20 protein-coding genes are annotated in these 19405 nt (G+C 69.4%); 4 read left to right on the forward strand and 16 right to left on the reverse strand.

All coding sequences use genetic code 11. The annotated features are described in order from the left end of the window. From F9C11_RS13010 to hppD, 8 genes are all read right to left on the reverse strand, one after another. Positions 1-1962 carry a hypothetical protein gene (locus tag F9C11_RS13010; protein ID WP_409185120.1) on the reverse strand — a complete coding sequence of 654 codons (1962 nt, stop codon included), beginning with the start codon at positions 1960-1962 and terminating at the stop codon, positions 1-3. 40 nt (positions 1963-2002) lie between these two features. Further along, the gene (locus F9C11_RS13015) at positions 2003-2899 is read right to left on the reverse strand and encodes an immunity 49 family protein (RefSeq protein WP_409185121.1); all 897 of its coding nucleotides are present in this window, start codon (positions 2897-2899) and stop codon (positions 2003-2005) included. Next, entirely contained in the window at positions 2896-3453 is a 558-nt protein-coding gene (locus F9C11_RS13020; RefSeq protein WP_409185122.1) for a hypothetical protein, read from the reverse strand. The genes F9C11_RS13015 and F9C11_RS13020 overlap by 4 nt, the downstream gene beginning before the upstream one ends. Next, positions 3453-4679: a hypothetical protein gene (locus F9C11_RS13025; protein WP_409185123.1), complete on the reverse strand. Its 1227-nt coding sequence runs from the start codon at positions 4677-4679 to the stop codon at positions 3453-3455. The genes F9C11_RS13020 and F9C11_RS13025 overlap by 1 nt, the downstream gene beginning before the upstream one ends. Then, positions 4565-7393 (reverse strand): hypothetical protein, encoded by a 2829-nt coding sequence (locus tag F9C11_RS13030; RefSeq protein WP_409185124.1) that lies wholly within the window; start codon positions 7391-7393, stop codon positions 4565-4567. The genes F9C11_RS13025 and F9C11_RS13030 overlap by 115 nt, the downstream gene beginning before the upstream one ends. Further along, positions 7393-7698, reverse strand: a complete 306-nt coding sequence (locus F9C11_RS13035; protein ID WP_009083178.1) for a type VII secretion target — start codon at positions 7696-7698, stop codon at positions 7393-7395. The genes F9C11_RS13030 and F9C11_RS13035 overlap by 1 nt, the downstream gene beginning before the upstream one ends. Positions 7699-7728: 30 nt before the next feature. Further along, positions 7729-8274, reverse strand: coding sequence for a YbaB/EbfC family nucleoid-associated protein (locus F9C11_RS13040; RefSeq protein WP_409185125.1), 546 nt, complete (start codon positions 8272-8274; stop codon positions 7729-7731). Positions 8275-8475: 201 nt separating this feature from the next. Then, on the reverse strand, positions 8476-9675 hold the full coding sequence (gene hppD / locus F9C11_RS13045) for a 4-hydroxyphenylpyruvate dioxygenase (protein WP_409185126.1): 1200 nt from the start codon (positions 9673-9675) through the stop codon (positions 8476-8478). A 122-nt stretch (positions 9676-9797) separates the two neighbouring features. On the opposite strand from hppD, the gene F9C11_RS13050 reads away from it, so the two are divergent. Next, on the forward strand, positions 9798-10268 hold the full coding sequence (locus F9C11_RS13050) for an Lrp/AsnC family transcriptional regulator (RefSeq protein ID WP_009083170.1): 471 nt from the start codon (positions 9798-9800) through the stop codon (positions 10266-10268). Here the strand turns inward: F9C11_RS13050 and F9C11_RS13055 are convergent. The 3 genes from F9C11_RS13055 to F9C11_RS13065 all read right to left on the reverse strand — a co-directional run bounded on the left by F9C11_RS13055 (position 10252) and on the right by F9C11_RS13065 (position 12303). After that, complete coding sequence (locus F9C11_RS13055; protein ID WP_409185127.1) at positions 10252-11055, reverse strand: MBL fold metallo-hydrolase; 804 nt, start codon at positions 11053-11055, stop codon at positions 10252-10254. The genes F9C11_RS13050 and F9C11_RS13055 overlap by 17 nt on opposite strands. Positions 11056-11156: 101 nt before the next feature. Then, positions 11157-11657, reverse strand: a complete 501-nt coding sequence (gene greA, locus F9C11_RS13060; protein WP_409185128.1) for a transcription elongation factor GreA — start codon at positions 11655-11657, stop codon at positions 11157-11159. A gap of 187 nt (positions 11658-11844) precedes the next feature. Further along, positions 11845-12303, reverse strand: a complete 459-nt coding sequence (locus F9C11_RS13065) for a DUF4307 domain-containing protein (protein ID WP_409186892.1) — start codon at positions 12301-12303, stop codon at positions 11845-11847. A gap of 177 nt (positions 12304-12480) precedes the next feature. On the opposite strand from F9C11_RS13065, the gene mca reads away from it, so the two are divergent. Further along, the gene (gene mca / locus F9C11_RS13070) at positions 12481-13395 is read left to right on the forward strand and encodes a mycothiol conjugate amidase Mca (RefSeq protein ID WP_409185129.1); all 915 of its coding nucleotides are present in this window, start codon (positions 12481-12483) and stop codon (positions 13393-13395) included. After that, entirely contained in the window at positions 13392-13736 is a 345-nt protein-coding gene (locus F9C11_RS13075) for a hypothetical protein (RefSeq protein WP_409185130.1), read from the forward strand. Before mca ends, F9C11_RS13075 begins: the two co-directional genes overlap by 4 nt. A gap of 20 nt (positions 13737-13756) precedes the next feature. Here the strand turns inward: F9C11_RS13075 and F9C11_RS13080 are convergent, their stop codons facing one another. The 5 genes from F9C11_RS13080 to F9C11_RS13100 all read right to left on the reverse strand — a co-directional run bounded on the left by F9C11_RS13080 (position 13757) and on the right by F9C11_RS13100 (position 17236). Further along, positions 13757-14470, reverse strand: a complete 714-nt coding sequence (locus tag F9C11_RS13080) for an ESX secretion-associated protein EspG (protein WP_409185131.1) — start codon at positions 14468-14470, stop codon at positions 13757-13759. A gap of 18 nt (positions 14471-14488) precedes the next feature. Continuing rightward, positions 14489-15685 carry a hypothetical protein gene (locus F9C11_RS13085; RefSeq protein ID WP_409185132.1) on the reverse strand — a complete coding sequence of 399 codons (1197 nt, stop codon included), beginning with the start codon at positions 15683-15685 and terminating at the stop codon, positions 14489-14491. Next, complete coding sequence (locus tag F9C11_RS13090; RefSeq protein ID WP_409185133.1) at positions 15685-16296, reverse strand: DUF3558 domain-containing protein; 612 nt, start codon at positions 16294-16296, stop codon at positions 15685-15687. The genes F9C11_RS13085 and F9C11_RS13090 overlap by 1 nt, the downstream gene beginning before the upstream one ends. Further along, a complete protein-coding gene (locus tag F9C11_RS13095; protein WP_409185134.1) occupies positions 16293-16754 on the reverse strand; it encodes a hypothetical protein in 462 nt (153 codons plus the stop codon). Before F9C11_RS13095 ends, F9C11_RS13090 begins: the two co-directional genes overlap by 4 nt. A gap of 143 nt (positions 16755-16897) precedes the next feature. Beyond that, on the reverse strand, positions 16898-17236 hold the full coding sequence (locus F9C11_RS13100) for a hypothetical protein (protein WP_409185135.1): 339 nt from the start codon (positions 17234-17236) through the stop codon (positions 16898-16900). Positions 17237-17400: 164 nt separating this feature from the next. Here F9C11_RS13100 and F9C11_RS13105 point away from each other — a divergent pair, with 164 nt between their 5' ends. After that, entirely contained in the window at positions 17401-19392 is a 1992-nt protein-coding gene (locus F9C11_RS13105; RefSeq protein WP_409185136.1) for a thioredoxin domain-containing protein, read from the forward strand. The last annotated feature ends 13 nt before the right edge of the window (positions 19393-19405 follow it).

Below are 19405 nucleotides of genomic sequence, written 5' to 3' on the forward strand. Positions count from 1 at the left end.
CTACTGTGGACTCTCTGGCAGCCGCGCGCTGAACCACAGCGGGAGGTAGTCCTCGTCGCGCGGGTAAAGCTCCTGGTCCAGCGCGTAATCCTCAGGCCGGGGCGGCGTGTGGAAGGCCGGTTCGTCGTCCTCGTTGAAGCTCGCCTGGTAGTGCGCCGGCGGTTCGATGGCCAGCGAAAGCGTGTACCAGGTGCCCCGGCCTTGGACGTACTTGCTGCGCCGCAATTCGGCCAACGGCTTCGACAACTCCCGCGCGACGGGAACCTGCTGCGTGCTCCCGTCCGCCATCCGCGCGCCGCACGCGAGGTTCGCGTGCCTGCCCAACGCCATGAAATCGAAGACGATTTGTTGCCACCCCTGCGGAGCCGCCGCGATGAGCGCCGTCGAGATCTCGCTCAACAGCTCCTCGGGATCCCTCGGCGATTCCGCTTCGCTGGGACGGCTTTCGGCCGCGGGCGGGCTGGTCATCGCCGCCAGCATCCGCTCCTGCGTCGCCTCGTCCACCTCCGGGACGGTGTAACTGGCCGCCCGGATGTGCTCGACCAGCTCCGGATCCGGCGAAATCCCGTGCTCCCGCAGGTAATAGCCGACCGCGCCGGGCCACACCCAGCTGCCGTCGGTGCGGAAATTCAGCGGAACGGCATCCGTACGATACGGGTCGAAGGCGTCGGTGTCCTTGCTGCGGGACGCCAGGATGACCGGCGCGCTGTCGAGATAGGCGAGTACGCGCTCGCGCTCCTCCGGCGACAACGCTTCCCGCTCGACAACCGGATTCCCCGCCTCGTCGAACCCGTCGTAGACCCGAGGAGTGCGCAGCTCGACGGACTCCCCTTCGGAGGCAACGCCTTCCGACCCAGACGCAGCCGACTGAGCCGCCCCGGAAACGATCCCAGCCGCCGCGACTTCACTCGGCTCGGACTGCGCCTCGTCGCCATCTGAGGCAGCGGCGTCTTCGACGTCGGACAGCGGCAGAGGAGAGCCGGGCTCGTCCACGGGAAGCGCGGGTTCAGTGCTTCCCGTGCCTGCGGCCTGCTCGGAATCGGTTTCTGGTGGGGGCGCGGTGGGTTCGTCCACGGGGAGCGGAGGCACGGTGCTTCCAGCGCCCGCGGTGTGTTCCGCGCCGGACAGCGGCGGAGATGCCGTCCCCTCTACGGGGAGCTGGGGAGCAGCGTTCCCGCCGCTCGTGGTTTGTTCGGCATCGGGCAGCGGTGGCGGCGTGATGGGCTCGTCGACCGGGAGCGGAGGAACCGAGTGCTCAGTGCCTGCGGCCTGTTCCGTGCCAGGCAGTGGCGGGGGTGTTGGCCCGTCCGCCGGGAGCGGGGAAGCAGGGCTCGCGGCGTGTTCAGCATCGGGCAGCGGCGGAGGTGTGCCGGGCTGGTCCGCGGGCAGCGGGGGAACAGCACCCCCAGCGGGTTCTGCGCCAGGCGGCGGCACCGGAGTCTCCGCACCCGGCGGCGGCACCACCGGACCGGCACCAGGCACCGGCGGCGGAACCGGCTGCCCAGGCCCACCCGGCACCGGAGGCAGTGCACCGGCCCGCTGGCGCAGCCACGGTGGGACAAACCGGTCCTCGCGCGGGAAGAAGCGCAGTTCGTCCTGGAAACCGATCGGCGGGGGCAGTTGCCGCCAGCGCGGTTCGAGGTCTGGCTGGTAGTCCGTGAACGGCGGCCGTTGCGGGGAGAACACCAGTGTCGCGGTCAGCCACGTGCCGCGGCCCGGTTGGTACATCCCGGTGCGCAGCATGCCGAACAGCCGCGGCAGGTCCGGATGCGGCTGGACCGGGTAGGTCCGGTTGTCCGGGGCGAGCACGGCGACGTCGACTTCGACATGCCGTCCCGCAGCGCGGCAGACGACCTGCAGCTGCTGCCATCCCGCGGGCAGCGCGGCGGCGGCCGCCTGGCCGATTTGCTGGACGAGTTCCTGCTGCTGGGCGGCGGTGAAGGGCACCGGTGGCCGGGTCATGAGTTCAGCGGCTCCTCGCCGGGCGAACGCTTCATTTCGATCAGCCGTTCCGCGGCGGGCGAAGGCCCGCGAGCAGGTTGGCCGGGGTGTAACCGGACTGCACGTCGAACTTCATCCCGACCGAACGGGCGAGCACCGCGACCGCCAGCGGGGCCAGCGCGAGGAACCCTTCCGGATCGGTCGCGCGGTCCTCGGCGGTCCAGTACTCGCGGTGCCGCTCCAGCGCGGAGACGAACGCCTCGGCGAACTTCTCCGAATCCCGGCGCAGCAGGTAGGAGAACATCCGGATCGGCGGGTACACGAGCTGCAGCATCGCCGCGGGCGGGGTGAACCGCGCGGTGTCCGGGTCGGTGCCGTCCATCGCGGGCAGGAACATCTCCGGGGTGACCTCGCGGTGCGCGAGGAACGTCCGCACCGTCTCGACCCACGGGTGAATATAGGCGTCGTGCTCGCTGCCCGACGCGCGCAGCACATCGAGCGGCACCGCGGCCAGCTGCTGGATCAGCACGTCGTCGCGCTGGAGCACGGCGAGCCACGCCGCGGTCAGCCACGCCGCCGGGCCGGTGCGCGGCGTGGGGCCGGTGGCCGCGAAACGCCGCGGGCGGCCGAGCACCGCCTCGACCTCCTGCCCCTCCGATGCGCACGCCGCGGTGAACGCGGCCGCCGCGGCCTGCGCGGCGAGGGCGAGATCGTCCCAGGTGTCCGGGTCCTCGGCGTGCGGGTCGACGACGCTGCGGTACTGCGCGAGCATCAGTTCCCGGCGCACGATGTTCGCCAGCGCGCTGGTGTCCTGCGCGAGGTAGTCGAAGTAGAAACCCACCTGCGGCGACAGCTTTTCGATCTGCTTCCAGGCGACGTCGGCGTCGACCGGATGCCGGGCGACGACCGTTCCCGCGGGAAAGGCCCGCGCGGCCTGGTCTGCGCGCGGCACGGTCATCCGCCGACGGTGATGTCCTGCGCCCATGGCGGCAGGAAGTCGGACCCGGTCTCGCGCATGATTTCCAGCCGCTCCCGGTAACGCTCGACATCCGGCGTGATGGCCTTGAACCACGCGCTGACCGAAGGCCAGGCGACGCGCGCGGGCTCGTCTTCGGTCAGCAGCCAGACCTGCGGGTCGTCCTGCTCGGCGTCGGCCCCGTCGACCACGTGGTAGGTGTACCCGCCGTGCGCGGCCAGCACGAGTGCACCGTCCACATCGGACAGTTCGGCGTTCTGCGCGTTCGCGGTGGCGACGGCGTGGTTCTTGGCCTCGCCGCGCACCGCCTCGACGCCCAGCGAGCTGCCGGGCAGCCACAGGCCGTGCGTCGTGCCGATGAGGCGCAGCACTTCCCTCGCCGCGGCGGGCACGGCCCGGGCGCGCTGGTCCGCCGCCATCGCGTCGATCTCGGCATCGGATGCTCCTCGCACCGATTCCGCGCGCAAACCGGCTTCGACCGCACCGGCGAAGATCGCGCGAACCAGTTCCGCGCCGTCGCCCGGAGACGCCGTCATCACATCAACCTTTCACCGGCGAGGTTGACGACCTCGACCCGGACATTCGGGAAAAGCTGCTTGTACTGCAGGATAACATCGGTGCACGAGTCGCAGATCTGGTACTCGTTCGGAATCATGTCCCGCTTGGTCGACGGCAGGTCCACCACCATCCGCAGGTCGCCGCTGATGTCTTCGCGGGTCACCGGCGTGTAGGGCTGACCGTTCTGCTGCGCGCGTTCCGCGCCGCGGCGGTTGATTTCCTCGAGTGCGCCGTCCATTCGGTCGCGGGCTCGCGCCGTGTCGCCGCGAAGTCCTTCGCGGTACATGTTTTCGTGGTTGTTCTTGAGGTACGCCGCTTCCTCGCGCCGGGATTTCTCGATTTCCTTCTTGACGATGTCGTCGATTTCGCTGCGGTCGAGACCGGAACGCGCCGCGAAATTGTGCCGCACCATTTCTTCGAGCAGCTTCGGTTCCGAGTCGTGGGTGCGGCCGAACTTGCCGTCCGGGTCGGGCATGCCGAGTTCGGGCCGGTACGGACCGGCGTCCTTGGTGCCGAACAGCCGCTCGGACTTGGGCCATTCGGGACCGTCCTTCGCCGGCGCCCAGTCGTGGCTCTTCCCGCTGAAACTGTAGAGATCGACGGTTTCGCCGTTCGCGTCGCGGAACCTCGCCGTGGTGAGGGCCCGTTCGTGCGGACGGCGCACGTCGTCGGTGAGCGGGTTGCGGTTGCCGTTCAGTTCCCGCACTTCGTCGAGACCCTCGGCGCGGCGGTCGCGGTTCTCCTGCCGGAGATCGCGCATGTCCTGGTCCCGCTGCTCCTGGTTGAACGGCGGCTGCCCGCGGTCGACGGCGCTGTCGGCGTCGATGTCGTGCGGATCGTGGTGCTTGCCGTCCGGGGCGAACCCGTCGTCGCCGACGTGGTGCGACGTGCCGTCCGGACGGTGCACCGACCACTCGCCGTCCGGCGGGATGCGCGGCCGCATCCGTCCGTCCGGGCCGATCTCGTAGTTGGACGAGAAGACGCGGCCGTGGGAATCGGTCCACGCCGGCTTGCTCGGGGCCAGCACCTCGGTGTTGAGATCGCGCGACAACCGGTGCGCGAAATCGTTCGAACCCGCGTCGCAGCCGATCAGCCGGATCGGCCTGCCGTCGTAGTTTCCGTTGCGCCGCAGGATGTCCGCGAACTCTTCCGGCGTGTACAGCCGGTCGCCGATGCGGGCGTGGCCGTCCGCGGTGACGTGCACGTCCACCGTGTAGCGCCCGTCCGGGTCCGGCTGGACGCGGTGCGGCAGGTCGCCGAGTTCCGGGTCGCCGCGGTGGTACGAGCTGCCTGCCGGGGTGTCCTCGGCGTGCCGGCGGTTGACCTCGTCCGGGGACAGCGGCTCATCGTGGTGCGGCGGGGTGCCGTCCGGGTCGTCGTGGTGGTTCGGCCCGTCCTCGTGGTGCTTCGGGTCGGCGTGTCCGGCTTGCGTTCGGGCGCGGCGTGGTCCGGCTTGTGGTCGGACTTGTCGTTGCCCGGCTTGCCTTCCGCGTCGTCGTGCCGCCCGGGCTTCTTGTCCGGTGCGGTGTTTTCCGGCTTGTCGCCGCTCTTCGGCTTCCCGGACTCGTCGGCGTGCGGTTTGCCGTTCTGTCCCGGGGTTTCCTTCCCGGTCCGTTGTGGACCGCCGGCTTCGCCGGGCTTGGCGGGCGGAGCCTCGGTGCGCGCGCCGCCGCGGGCGACGGGCTCCGGCGAGCCGTCGGGACGCCGGGCGCCTGCCTCCGGACCTCGCTGGCCTCCGCCCGGAGCGGTCGCGACGGCCGCGGCCGGGGGTGCCGAGCCATCGCCGGACCCGCGGTTCCCCGACACGGGCGAGCCGCCGGACGTCGGCGCCGGCTCCGAACGGCCGAGACCGGGTTCGGTGCCCGGCCGCTTGGGCTGTCCGGCATCGCTGCCGTCACCGGGGCGCTGCGGACCGCTGTTCGCCGAATCCGCCGGACGCTGCGGCGAAGAACCGCCACCGCCTTCGGGGCGTTGCGGTGTGGAGTCACCAGTGCGCTGCGGGGTCGAACCGCCGTCACTAGTGCGCTGCGGGGTCGAACCACCGTCACTAGTGCGCTGCGGAGTTGAAGATCCGCCATCACGCTGCGGCGGGGTCGACGAACCGCCGTCGGCGGGCCGCTGCGGCGCGGGCCCGGAACGATCCGGCGTGCGACTCGGTCCGCCGCCATCCGCCGGGCTCGGCCGCCGGCTCGACGGACCGCTGTCCGGAACCCGGTTCGGCGCGACTTCCGGAGCCCGCGACCCCGGCGTCCCCGTCCAGCCGCTGCCGCTGGGCCGAGGCGACGGACTGCCGCCGCCCGCCGGGGCATTGGCCGGACTCCCGCCGCCACCCTGCTGCGGAATTCCGCCACCCGCCGGAGCTTGGTTCGGCGCCGAACCGCCCCCGTCGTTCGAGCGCAGGTGCGGCGGGGGAGCGGATTGCGGAGCGGGCGCGTCCGTGCGCGGCGGGGCATAGCCGCTCGCCGACGTCGAATCGTTGCTGCTCGAATGATGCGGACTCGGCTCGTTGCCGCCGGAATGCGTGCCGCCGCCTGACGACGAGTGCGGTGCTCCGCTGGAGTGCGGGGAACTGGGCGGAGCACTGACCGAGGACGGACCGTCGCTGTGCGCGGAGCTTTGCGGCGCGTAGGAACTCTCCGACGGACTGCCTCCGCCGCGGGACGTCGGGCTCGCGTCACCGGCGAGCGTCGACGGGCTGGAGTCGGGGTGGCTCCCGCCGGAGCTGTCGGAAGCCCGCCGCGACGACGACGTCGGAGTATCTACTGTGGACGGTCCGGTGCCGTCCGGCGACGACGAATGCGAGCCGCCCGACGAGGACGGGCTGTCGCCGCTCGAGCTGTCGGATCCGTTGTGGCTGCCCGAATCGCCCGAGTGGTCGCCGGGCGTGTCGGATCCGTCCGAACCGTCGTGGCTGCCGTTCGGACCGTCGCCGCCGTCGGCGTTGTCCGATCCGTTGGAGCGGCGAGAACCCGACGGCGACCCAGGGTCCGCGTCGCCTTCGCCGGACCCGCCGTGATGACCGCCGCCGGAGCCGCCCGCGCCGCCGCCGGAACCGCCGCGGTGGAAGAAGCCGCCCGCCTTGATGTTCTTCGTGCTGATCACGTCGAGGCCGGTGACCTTGCCGGCCAGCTTGCCCAGCACCTTGATGATCTTCGTGAAAACCTCGGCGAGCTTGCCGAGCAGCGGCGAGACCCGGCGCATCGTCTCGCACAGCTTCGTCAGCAGCTCGCTGATCTTCTCGCCCCACTTGGAGATCGCCGTGACGGCCTGCGCGACCACCAGCGGCGTCCCGAACCCGAGCGAGAACACCTCCTCCATCACCCAGGAGATCAGCTTGCCCACCAGGTCCGCGATGAGCTGGCGCACCAAGCCGCGCACGAAGGCGACGACCTGGCCCATGATCATCGTGACGGTGCCGATCGCGCTCGCGACCGTCGCCGCGCCGCCGATCGCCTCGGCCGCCTCCGCCGCGGACTTCCGGTAGGCGTCCGCGCCGTCGCCCTTCCACTCCGCGGTGCCGGTCTTGACCGCGTTCTCGAGGTCTTTCTGCCGTTCCTGCAACGCTTTCGCGACGTTGCCCCAGGTGTCGGCATAGGACTGGATCACCGGCGGGTTGCCCGCGACCGAGTCCAGCATGTCCTTCAGCGGCTGCACGTGCTCCATCAGGAACGACGCCACCGACGACATCAGGTAGCCGAACGGGTCGATCGCCGCGCCCGCGATCTCGCCGGCGAGGCTCGCGACGCCGAGGCCGCCGGAAACCCAGTCGCCGTCCGCGATTCCCTTCCACGCGTCCGTCGCCGATTCGGCGATGTTGATGCCGGTGGCGTAGCCGTAGTCGCCGTTGCCCTCGGTGAAGGGCCCCGGGCCGTCGCCGTCCTTTTTGGACTCCGCGACCAGCGGATTGCCTTCGGGCATCAGTCGCTCGCCTTCATCGAACCGGCAGCTTCGCCTTCGTAGCTGTCGTACGCCTTCGCCGCGTCGCGCACCTTCTGCGCCTGCGCGTCCATCGCGGTGACGGTGTTCTGCAACGCCTCGATCCCGTAGTTCTCCACCGGGTCCAGCATCATCCGGAACGGCTGGCAGAGAATGCCGTACGCGTCGGTGGGCATGCTGACCTGGTGCGCGGCGTCGACGGCCTGCTTCAGCCCGTCGGCGAGCGCGTCGAGCTGACGGGCGTGTGCCTCGAGATCGCCGCCGATCTCATAACCCCTGGGTGCCATGGTTTTTCTTCCCCCTGGAACGGCTTGGACTCAGGACAGGATCGATCCGCCGAAGTCGTCGTCCTCGTCCGACGAACTCCGGCGGCGGCGTTGCTGCTGAGGCGGTGGCGGTGGCGTCGCCGGACGCGGCGCGGCGGCACCCGTTTCTTCGGCGTCCTCCGGCAAAAACCGGCGCACCCGGTCGGACGCGGACTCGGCCGGTTCCTCGGCGGGCGGTGCGGGGAACGTCTTCTGCGCGTCGGCCACCAGCGTTTCCGTGGTCTCGTCGCCGCCGACGGTCTCGGCCGCGGCCTGCCGCAACAGCTCCGGGATCCGGGCCTGGGCGCGCTGCACGAGCCGCATCACCTCGGCGGAAACCTCGGCCATCTTCTTGCTCGCCGCGGAGTCCGCGAGCACCAGGTTCTTCAACAGCCCCTTGGCGTCCACGGTGACCTCGACCGCACCGTCCTTCGACCGCTCGGTGACGGTCTGGCCCTGCATGCGCTCGGCCATCGCCTGGTAGCGGGCAGCGGTCTGCTGGAGCTGTTTGGTCCAGCCCTCGATCATCTGCTCGCTGGCGTCGATGCTGTCCGGCATCGGGCCCCTTTCTCCGCGGTGACTTCTCCAGAATGACGGACGCGCGACCCCGTCGGTTCCGCGCGGTTCCGAATTGTCCGCGCGGCGCGGTTTCATCCTTGATGTCGACTACTGTACGCGAACTTCTGGTTGCGCGCCGTAATATAAACGGCCCGCCCGCGAGGTACGCGGACGGGCCGGGGAAAGGGGGAAGCGAGCGGATCAGAGGTTGCCGCGGCGCTCCTGCTCCCGCTCGATGGCCTCGAACAGGGCCTTGAAGTTGCCCTTGCCGAAGCCGAGCGAACCGTGCCGCTCGATGAGCTCGTAGAACACGGTGGGCCGGTCGCCGATCGGCTTGGTGAAGATCTGCAGCAGGTAGCCGTCCTCGTCGCGGTCGACCAGGATCCGGTGCTCCTTCAGGGTTTCGATCGGAACCCGCACCTCGCCGATCCGGGCGCGCAGCTCGGGGTCGTCGTAGTAGGAGTCCGGGGTGTCGAGGAATTCGACGCCCGCGGCGCGCATCGCGGTGATGGTGGCGATGATGTCGTTGGTGGCCAGCGCGATGTGCTGGCAGCCCGCGCCCTCGTAGAACTCGAGGTACTCGTCGATCTGCGACTTCTTCTTCGCGATCGCCGGCTCGTTGAGCGGGAACTTGACCCGGTGGTTGCCGTTCGACACCACCTTGCTCATCAGCGCCGAGTACTCGGTGGCGATGTCGTCGCCGACGAACTCCGCCATGTTCACGAAGCCCATGACGCGGTGGTACCAGTCGACCCAGTAGTCCATCTTGCCGAGTTCGACGTTGCCGACGCAGTGGTCGACCGCCTGGAACAGCCGCTTCGGCGCGCCCTCGGGCCGCTTGACGGTGCCCTCGCGCGGCTCGTAGCCGGGCAGGTAGATGCCGTGGTAACGGGACCGGTCGATGAGCGTGTGCCGGGTCTCGCCGTAGGTCGCGATGGCCGCGCGGCGGATCGTGCCGTGCTCGTCGGAGACGTCGTGCGGCTCCTCCAGGATCGTCGCGCCCTCCTTGCGGGCGTGCTCGACGCACTTGTCGACGTCGGTGGTCTCCAGCGCGAGGTCGATCACGCCGTCGCCGTGGCGGCGGTGGTGGTCGAGCAGCGGGGAATCGGGCTTCACGCCGCCGGTGATCACGAAGCGCGCGGAACCGGACTTGAGCACGAAGGCCTTGTGGTCGAGCTGTCCCGTTTCGGGACCGGAGTACGCGACCAGCTGCATGCCGAACGCGACCTGGTAGAACCACGCGGTCTGGGTGGCGTTGCCCGCGATGAACACCACCGCGTCCAGTGCCTTGACCGGGAACGGGTCGGTCGAGGCGTCGTGGTCCACCAGTCCGACGAGCTGGCGGAGCTGGTCATAGCTGACGTCGTCGAGTGCGCCGTGCGGATCCATCGTGGAGGTCATGCACTGAAGCATGAGTCGCGCCTGGCAAGCTGCGCAACGGTTTCCGTTTCAGCTGGACAATATGTTCAGCTTATCCTGGAGAAGCTCGGTCATCTTGGACAACCTGCGCAGGGAGAAAACCGGTGCTTGACTCGCTCGACGCGCGGCTGCTGCTGTTGCTCACCGACTCGCCCCGCCTCGGCGTGCTCGAATGCGCGCGCCGGCTCGGCGTCGCGCGCGGCACGGTGCAGGCGCGGCTGGACCGGCTCACCGAACGCGGCATCCTCGGCGGCTTTCCGCCGGAACTCGATCTGGCCGCGATGGGGTACAGCCTCACCGCGTTCGCCGTGCTGGAAATCGCGCAGGGCAAACGCGCCGGCGTCGCGGAGGCACTGGCTGCGATCGACGAGGTGTGCGAAGTGCACGCCACCACCGGACAAGGCGACCTCTTCGTGCGCCTTGTCGCGCGTGACAACGACGATCTGCAACGCGTCATTGACGAAGTGGTTGGCGTGCCGGATGTCCTGCGTACGTCGACTTCGATCGCGTTGTCTACACCAGTGCCGCCGCGCGTACGGCCGTTGCTCGAGCGGACTGCTAGGACACGTACGTGAGATAGCGCTTCGCGGAGCGCTGTACGACGTCATGGCCGTCCGTACGCACGATGGCGTCCCACCACGCGCCGTAAATGGCTTCGAAGGCGTACGGCTCCAACAGTTCCGCCGCGTGCCGTACGACGCTCGGCCGTTCCGGGATGAGGTTCGGGTAGCTGTACATGAAGCCGACGTGCGTACGGTCCGGGATCACCTGCACGATGTCGCCGGTCAGCAGCGCGCCGCGGCCTTCTTCGCCGGCCGGCCAGTGCAGCACGGTGCCGCCGGCGAAGTGCACGCCGAGGTTGATCAGCTGGAGATCCGGCGAGACGTCGAGCGTCGTGCCGGTCCACAGCTTGATCGACGGGTCCGGCCGGCCGATCCACTGCTGGTCGTTCTCGTGCAGGTAGACCGGGACGTCGAAGGCGCGCGCCCATTCGACCATCGTCGTGTAGTAGTGCGGGTGGCTGATCGCGATGCCGGTGATGCCGCCGAGTTCGGTGATCTTGCCGATCAGCTCGTCGTCGAGGTAGGCGGAGCAGTCCCAGAGGAAGTTGCCGCTCTCCGCGCGGACCAGCAGCGCGCGCTGGCCGATCGCGAACTTCGGGTCGGAGCCGATGCCGATGAGGCCCGGCCCCTGCTCCTCGACCCTCGGCTTGAGCCCGCTGTCCGCGCGGAGCGTGGCCAGATCGGTCCACTTCTGCCCGCCGGGCGGCACGTACTGCCGTTCGTCCTCGCAGATCGGGCAGTCCGCTCGCGGGGCGGCGTACTGCGTCCCGCAGGTCAGGCAGAGCGGTTCGGTGCTCATCGGGGTGTCCTCCCAGTAGTTTCTCTGGAGGACACGCTAGACCGCCGAACGCGCGCCGGGCCACGGGGAAACCGGGCGGGCGCGCGTTCGGCGGGGACGAGTCAGGACTCGCTGTAGGGCACCGCCTTGACGAGGGTGACCTTCATGGTCTTGCCGTTGGGCAGCTCGTACTCGCGGGACTCGCCCTCCTTGGCGCCGAGCAGCGCCTTGCCGAGCGGCGATTCGGGGGAGTAGACGTCGAGTTCGCCCTCCGCGCCCTCTTCGCGGGTGGCGAGCAGGAACTTCTCCTCCTCGTCGTCCCCGTCGTACTTGACGGTGAGCACCTTGCCGGGGCCCGCCGTGCCGTCGTCCTCCGGAGCCTCGCCGACCTTCGCGTTGCGCAGCAGCTCCTGCAGGTGCCGGATCCGGGCCTCGGCCTGGCCCTGCTCCTCGCGGGCCGCGTGGTAGCCGCCGTTTTCCTTGAGGTCGCCCTCTTCGCGGCTGTCGTTGATGCGGGCGGCGATGACCGGACGATTCTCGATCATTTCGTCGAGCTCGTGCTTGAGCCTGTCGTAGGCATCCTGGGTCAGCCAGGTCACCTTGGTGTCGCTCACGGTCACCATCTCCTCGTAGGGCCTGCCAGGCTTGGGTGTACAAGCCGGCCACCGCGTACGCACGCGGTTGAGATAAAGGAAAAACACGGCCCGTCGGGGGCCGTGCTGAACTACGAGCGTATCACGGCAGGACAGGTCGACGCCGGTCCATTTCACGCCGCGCGGACGCTCGCCGCGCAATTCACTCCGTTGGCCGCTACGGGGTTGACAGATAGCGTGGTATGGAATACGAGCAGCCGAACACGTCGGCGGTCACCGGGGTCCCGATGCTCTTCACCACTGTGTTCAGCCTGCTGTGGCCGGCCCCGGCGGGAACCAGCACCTCCCGGCGGCCGCTTTCCGCGCCGGACTTGTCGCGCACCCGGACAACGCACACGCCGGGCTTGGCGTCGTCGTCCCGGGTGACGTTGAGCGTGACCTCCATCGCGTCGTTCGGCAGCTCCTTGAAGCCGACGCGTTCCGCCTCGATGGGCGTCTTGCCGAGGTTGAGGTAGTAGACGAAGCCGACCGCGCCGCTCACGACCAGCGCGACGGCCACGAAAAGCCACCTCCGCCAGCGCTTCGACGGCTTGCCCTTGCCCGCGGTGCCGTACCGGTCCGCGGGCCGCGCCGCAGCGGCGCCGCCCTCGGCGGTCACGGTCTCCCCGCTCTGCAAATCCGGGCCTCCGGTCAAACTTGTCGTACCCCTGGGGACAATAGGCAGTGCGGCCGGTCCGGGGCACCACCCTGGTCGAGTATCCGCGACCCGTTCCGGCGGCGCGGAGCCGGGGCGGTTTACCGCGGCGCAACCAGGTGTCACGGAATAACAGGACAGGAAAGGGCCGTTCGGACCATGGTGGGAGCCGACGAGCTGACAACAGAAGACCGCAAGCAGCGACTGCGCCTGATGGCGGTGCACGCCCATCCCGACGACGAGTCGAGCAAGGGCGCCGCCACGATGGCCAAATACGTCGCCGAGGGGCACGAGGTCATGGTCGTGACCTGCACCGGAGGCGAGGCGGGCAGCATCCTCAACCCGGCCATGGACCGGCCGGACGTGTTGGCGAACATGGCCGAGATCCGCCGCGAGGAGATGGCGCGCGCGGCGAAGATCCTCGGCGTGAGCCACCGCTGGCTGGGATTCATCGACTCCGGGCTGCCCGAGGGCGACCCGCTTCCGCCGGTGCCGGAGGGCTCGTTCGCGGTGATCCCGCTGGAGGAGTCCACCGAGGCGCTGGTGCGCGTGATCCGCGAGTTCCGCCCGCACGTCATCACGACGTACGACGAGAACGGCGGGTACCCGCACCCGGACCACATCCGCACGCACGAGGTGTCGATGGCGGCCTTCGACGCGGCCGGCGACCCGGAGCGGTTCCCGCAGGCCGGCGAGCCGTGGCAGCCGCTCAAGCTCTACTACATGCACGGGTTCTCCAAGGCCAGGATGGTGGCGTTCGACACCGCGCTCAAGGAGGCCGGGCTGGAGTCGCCGTACGAGGAGTGGCTCAAGTCCTGGGACCCGGACCGCGCCGACATCATGGAGCGGGTGACGACCCGGATCGAGTGCGCGGAATACTTCGAGGTGCGCGACGAGGCGCTGAAGGCGCACGCCACGCAGATCGACCCGACCAGCCGCTGGTTCGCCGTTCCGCTGGAGATCCAGCGCGAGGTGTGGCCCACTGAGGAGTACGAGCTGAACCGCTCCCTGGTGGACAGCACGCTGCCGGAGGACGATCTGTTCGCAGGCATCAAGGAGAAGGTGAGCCCATGAGTTTCGGTGTGCCGGCCGTCGCGGTCGTCCCGCTCACCGCGTCGGCGCTGGTGCTGGCCCAGCAGCCGGACAGCGGGGACAACGGCGGCCAGGGCGAGGACTTCGGCAAGTCCTCGCCGGTCGGCCTGCTGGTGCTGATCCTGTTCCTGATCGCGGTCGTCTTCCTGGTCCGGTCGATGAGCAAGCACCTGAAGAAGGTGCCGGCGACGTTCGACAAGGAAGAGGCCGCCGCGGCTGAGGACGGCTCGGCCGAGCCGGCCGCCGAGGACGGTGCGGAGAAGGCTCCGGCGCCGGTCGAGGAGAAGAAGCCGGACGCGGCGGCGGCCAAGAAGAGCGACTGACCTCCGGCGACGGGCTGGAGCTAGCTGGCCAGCCTGTCGCGGAGTGCCGCGATCTTGGCCGTGAGCAGGCTGTCCTCGCCGGGCAGCACCGTGATGTACCGGTTTCCCTCGGGCCCGGAGACCTCGAACGCGACGCGGCCGTCGGTGAGGTCGAGGTAGCTGAGCGGCCCGGCTTCGGCACGCCCGGGCCGGGCCGGTTCGCGCGCGACGACGGTTATCTCGCCGACGCCGAAACAGGTCTGCTGGAACAGAGCGTCGACCGTGCGGACGGCCGCGCTGCGCTCGGCGGAGAAATCCGCTTGGAAGTCCTCCTGAGGCAGGGAGAACGCGCTCAGCTGCGCGGGCCGGTACCGCGGCAGGCTCGCGACCAGCGCACCGGCCGGGGTCCCGTCGAGCACCTTCAGCCGCACCCGATCGCCGCAACACAACGCCTTGACCCCGGTCCGCCCCCGGACGGCGACCAGCACGCTGTAGCGAAGGTCCTGATTCTCGACGTGGGCGACGTATTCGAGGTCGGCGCGGCCCAGCGCGTAGAGCAGGTCCTCGAACTCGTCGACGAACCGTCCGTGCTCAGTCAGGCCAAGCCAGGCCAGCTCGGCGCGCACGGCCTCGTCGAGCCGCTGATCGTCGGGCGTGAACCGAAGCTGCCCCGAAAACACCGGATGCGGCTCCGCGAACCCAGCGTCCCGAAGCGCGCCGACGAGGGCGTCGAGGGACAGCTCGGTCGCGCGCACCGCTTCCTCCCCGACGACCTAGCGGTCCCCGAGCACCGGAGGCGTCGGTTTGACGTCGGTCCCGCCGAAGACGTCCTCGGACTCCCGGAGGTAGGGCGGAGCGGTTCTCTCCTTGTCTTCTTCCTTGCTTTTGCCGGGTATTCCGCCGCCGAGGACACTGCCGTTTTTCCCTGCCGCGCCTGGCGTTCCGGCGGCGCTGCCGCGGGACTGCGCCGATTCACCCGGGGTGCGGGCATCGACCCGGTTTCCCGCGCCGAGACCGCCGGGATTGCCGCCGGTACCGCCGCCGTTGCCTGGCGCGGGAACGCCGAACGGTACGAATCCGCCAGCCGCGAGGGGATTGACCGGTTGACCGGACGGCCCGAACTGATAACCGGGCGGCAACGCGGGCGAACTGGATTCGGCCGAACTGGTGCGGGTCGAGTCCGGTCGCGCGGTCCCTGCATCCGATTCTGGTTGCGCGGCAACTGCTTCCGGCGGTCGCGCGGAAGCGAGATTGCCGACCGGCTCAGGCGCGTGCCCGCCGCGGTGGACAGCTGGGCTGGCGCTGGTTGCCCCGGGTATCGGCGCACGGGGTTCCGGAACCGGTCCTGCCGCGGCAGGAGGTGGCTCGCGATGGTGTTTGTCGGGTGGTTTGCCGCTCGGCCCGCCCGGACCCGCGACCGTTTTCGGCGGAGCGCTGGTGCTGGCGAGATCGACGGACGCGCCGGTATCGCTCAGTTCCGCGTAGCGCGCCGGAATGCGGTCGGAATTCGTCCCGGTGGTCGAGTGATAACCGGTGTACGCGTCGATGTTGTGCTGAGCGTCGGCCTGCCATTGGTCGAGTTTGCCGAAATAGCCGGGCTGCCCGTTGAGCACGTCGTACACGTCCTGTGCGGTGAGTTCCGGCCGGTCGCCCACTGGCCGCACGGAGTTTTTGACTGTCTGAAAGGCCGATAGCTGCCCGTCCGCCGCGTTCTGGGTGAACACCAGGTTCGTGCTGATGGCGGCGGAGGCGGCCATCAGCGGAGCGGCCGAGTTCGCGGCCTGCTCAGCGGTGACTCCGTGCCATCCGGCCCGTACTTTCTCCGCGAGGACGGCGATCTCGTCGGTGCGCTCCAGCAGCCGCTTGCTGAGTTCCTTCGCCGCATCTCGGGTTTCCCCTAGCGATTCGGGTCCTTGCCCGCCGGTGATGGCGTGGTAAATCTCCGCCGGGGTCATGGGCCGGTGGGGCATCAGCGTCCTCCTCGCAGATTGCCAAGCACTTTCTCCGCGACGCCTCGAGCGGATTCGCACGGGTCTTTCTCGCCTTTGTGCGCCGGGGATTGCGTGATCGACAATTCGACGGTTTCCCGGTCGCTGGTTCCCAGCGCGACGTTGCATTCGCCGCGGCTCTCCCGGGGGTCGTCCACGCCGTAGGCGACGATGGGGTACCCGTCGACCGGGGCGAGCGGCAGGAAGAACGGGTAGGCCCCGCCTTTGGCGCGATAGACCGAAGTCAGGCCCAATTTGTCGATAGCGGGGAAAAGGACGACGATCTTCGCCCGGGAGAACCATCCGCAGGCCGGCCCGGAGGGGCCGTGCGGGTCCGGGTTGACCCGGATGCCGTCGCCGAGGAGCTCGGCGAGTTGCGCCGACGTCAAGGCGGCGCAGGGATTCTGCCGGAACCGGGTGATGTCGAGCGGATTCTGCACCTTCGGCACGCCGGGGCCGGGCACCTGGTCTTCCGGCGGCTTGCTCGGCGGCTGATCGAGGTGCTCGACCGGTTTGGCTTGCCCGGGCGCGGTGCTCGAGCAGCCGGCGACGGCGCACAGGGCGAACGCGGCGAGCACGAGGGCGCGTCTCACAGATTCCCCCCGGTCTTGCCGAGGTCGGCCGAGTTCTCTTCTTCGGCGGAGGTGTATTTCCGCAGCGCCTTACGGTATTTCTCGACCTGTTCCCGGCAATAGCTCTCGCATTGGACGAGCGACCCCAGCAAGAAGTTCCCGGAATCGCGGAAAATGGCCGCGTTCTCCCCGCTGGCGGAGTCCAGGCCGGGTGGTTTCGTTCGCGCGATTACTTCTGCGTGCGCTCGATCGAGGCGATACTTGTCGGCGAGGCTTTCGTACAGTTTCGCGAGTTCTTCAAGCGTTGCTCTGTCGTACGAGTACCCGTCGCCCAGCAACGGCGCGACCGCCATCGTCTCGAACGACGCGCCGCCGTATTTCTGCACCGGGGGCACGCTGGAGCGCTGATTGTCGGCCACGATGTACGCCTCCCCTTGCGTAGACCGGTCCGGGGCCGCTGGGCTCAGGTGTCTGGTCACCGTGTGGCACCGGATGGTTACTCTAGTCGCCGCGATTAACCCTGTCTGCATCTGCTAACTGCAAATTGCAGGGGAGTTTGCGCTTTTCCGGACCTGACCAGGGCGATTGTCCTGCCGTCAACAGCGAGCATCACCCGTTTGTCTTAAGCCGCAGACAGGGTGAACGACGCGGCGCGGGTTGCGGCTCGGCTCACCGACTTGTAATCGGCTCCCTCGACCGCGGTGCTGGAGAACCGGATCGGCGAGCGGATGGCTGAATCCACTGCCAGGCGGGCGGCCGCGAGGTTCGGATCGGGCCGGGTTTCCGGAAAATCGCACTTATCCGAGCGGGACAGCGACCGCACGCGCTGACGACGGCCGACCACCGGACGGGTCACGATGCAGAGGGCGCACACGAAAAGCGGGAGCAGGCTGCCCGGCGTGCTCCTCCCGAGACCGCCGACCAGCAGGATGGCGGCTTCGAGTACGCCAAGTGCCAGCAAGGCTTTCGGATGCCACCGGCCCCGCGCGAGGACCTTCGACGACGCTGGCTCGGCCGTGCGCAACGCCTGCGCGGCCGCGTGCTTGTCCGTGTCACCGACCCCTCGGCAGACTGTTACCGCAGGGGCGGGACCGGTCTCCCGCCGGATGAGGCACACTCGGCAGCATGTCGAACCGCCTCGCCGAAGCGACGTCTCCGTATCTTCTGCAGCACGCCGGGAACCCGGTCGATTGGTGGGAGTGGGGTCCGGAAGCGCTGGCCGAGGCGCGCCGGCGCGGGGTGCCGATTCTGCTGTCCGTCGGGTATGCCGCCTGTCATTGGTGCCACGTCATGGCGCATGAGTCCTTCGAACACGAAGGCACCGCGGCGCTGATGAACGCGCATTTCGTCAACATCAAGGTCGATCGCGAGGAGCGGCCCGACATCGACGCCGTCTACATGGCCGCCACGCAGGCCATGACCGGGCAGGGCGGCTGGCCGATGACCTGCTTCCTCACGCCCGAGGGCGAGCCGTTCCATTGCGGCACTTACTATCCGCCCGCGCCGCGGCCGGGGATTCCGTCGTTCACGCAGTTGCTGGTGGCGGTCGCGGAGGCGTGGGAGGAGCGCCCGGACGACCTGCGCGAGGGCGCGAAACAGATCGTCGGGCACCTTGCCGAGCAGAGCGGTCCGCTGAAGGAAGCCGCTGTCGATGCCGACGCGTTGGCCGAAGCGGTGACGAAACTCGCGCAGGAGGCAGACACCGTGCACGGCGGTTTCGGTGGCGCGCCGAAGTTTCCGCCGTCGATGGTGCTGGAGTTCCTGGTGCGCCACTACGAGCGCACCGGCTCGGTGCAGGCGCACACGCTCGCCGAGTCCGCGGCGGAGGCGATGGCTCGCGGCGGCATCCACGACCAGCTCGGCGGCGGGTTCGCGCGCTACTCCGTGGACGCGGAGTGGATCGTTCCCCACTTCGAGAAAATGTTGTATGACAACGCGTTGCTCCTCCGAGTCTACGCGCATCTCGCGCGCCGTGGTTCGGTATCAGCCCGTCGGGTGACGGAGGGAATCGTCCAGTTCCTCGAGCGCGATCTGCTTACGCCGCAAGGAGGTTTCGCCGCATCCCTCGACGCGGACACCGAAGGCGTCGAAGGATTGACTTACGTGTGGACTCCCGCGCAGCTCAACGACGTGCTCGGAGACGACGGCCCGTGGGCGGCCGAGCTGTTCAGCGTCACCGAAGAAGGCACTTTTGAAGAAGGCGCGTCAACCCTTCAGCTGCGGGCGGATCCGGACGACTTCAGCCGATTCGAGCGCGTCCGGCAAGCGTTGCTGGAAGCGCGAGCGGAGCGTCCGCAACCAGGGCGGGACGACAAGGTAGTCGCGGCCTGGAACGGTCTCGCGATTTCCGCGCTGGCCGAAGCGGGCGTCGCGCTGGAGCGTCCACAATGGATCGAACTGGCTCGCGGCGCGGCAACTTTGCTGCTGGACCTGCACATCGTGGACGGACGGCTCCGCCGCAGCTCGCGCGACGGCGCGGTCGGGGCTCCGGTCGGCGTGCTGGAGGATTACGCCTGCCTCGCGGACGGTCTGCTCGCCCTCCACCAGGCCACTGGCGAACCGCGCTGGCTCACCGAAGCGACCCGGCTGCTGGACGTCGCACTGGCGCATTTCGCCTCGGATTCCGCGCCGGGCGCGTACCACGACACCGCCGACGACGCCGAAGTCCTGGTGCAGCGCCCTTCCGATCCGACGGACAACGCCAGCCCGTCCGGTGCTTCCGCACTGGCTGGCGCGCTCCTCACCGCGTCCGCGCTGGCCGGTCCTGACCAGGCGGCGCGATACCGAGACGCCGCTGAACTCGCGCTGCGTCGCGTCGGTCTGCTGGCCGCGCGCGTGCCGCGTTTCGCCGGGCACTGGCTGTCGGTGGCGGAAGCGGCGCAGGCCGGGCCGGTGCAGGTCGCAGTGGTCGGCGCGGACCGCGCGGAACTCGTCACCGCCGCTGCTCGGCACATCCACGGCGGCGGCATCGTGCTCGGCGGCGAACCGGACGCGCCCGGCGTCCCGCTGCTGGCCGACCGTCCGCTGGTCGACGGCAAAGCAGCGGCCTACGTCTGCCGCGGCTACGTCTGCGAACGCCCGGTGACCGCGGTGGACCAGCTCATCGCCCAGCTCTGACGAATTCCGCCCC

It is taken from the genome of Amycolatopsis sp. VS8301801F10 (genome assembly GCF_046195355.1).
Classification (GTDB): domain Bacteria; phylum Actinomycetota; class Actinomycetes; order Mycobacteriales; family Pseudonocardiaceae; genus Amycolatopsis.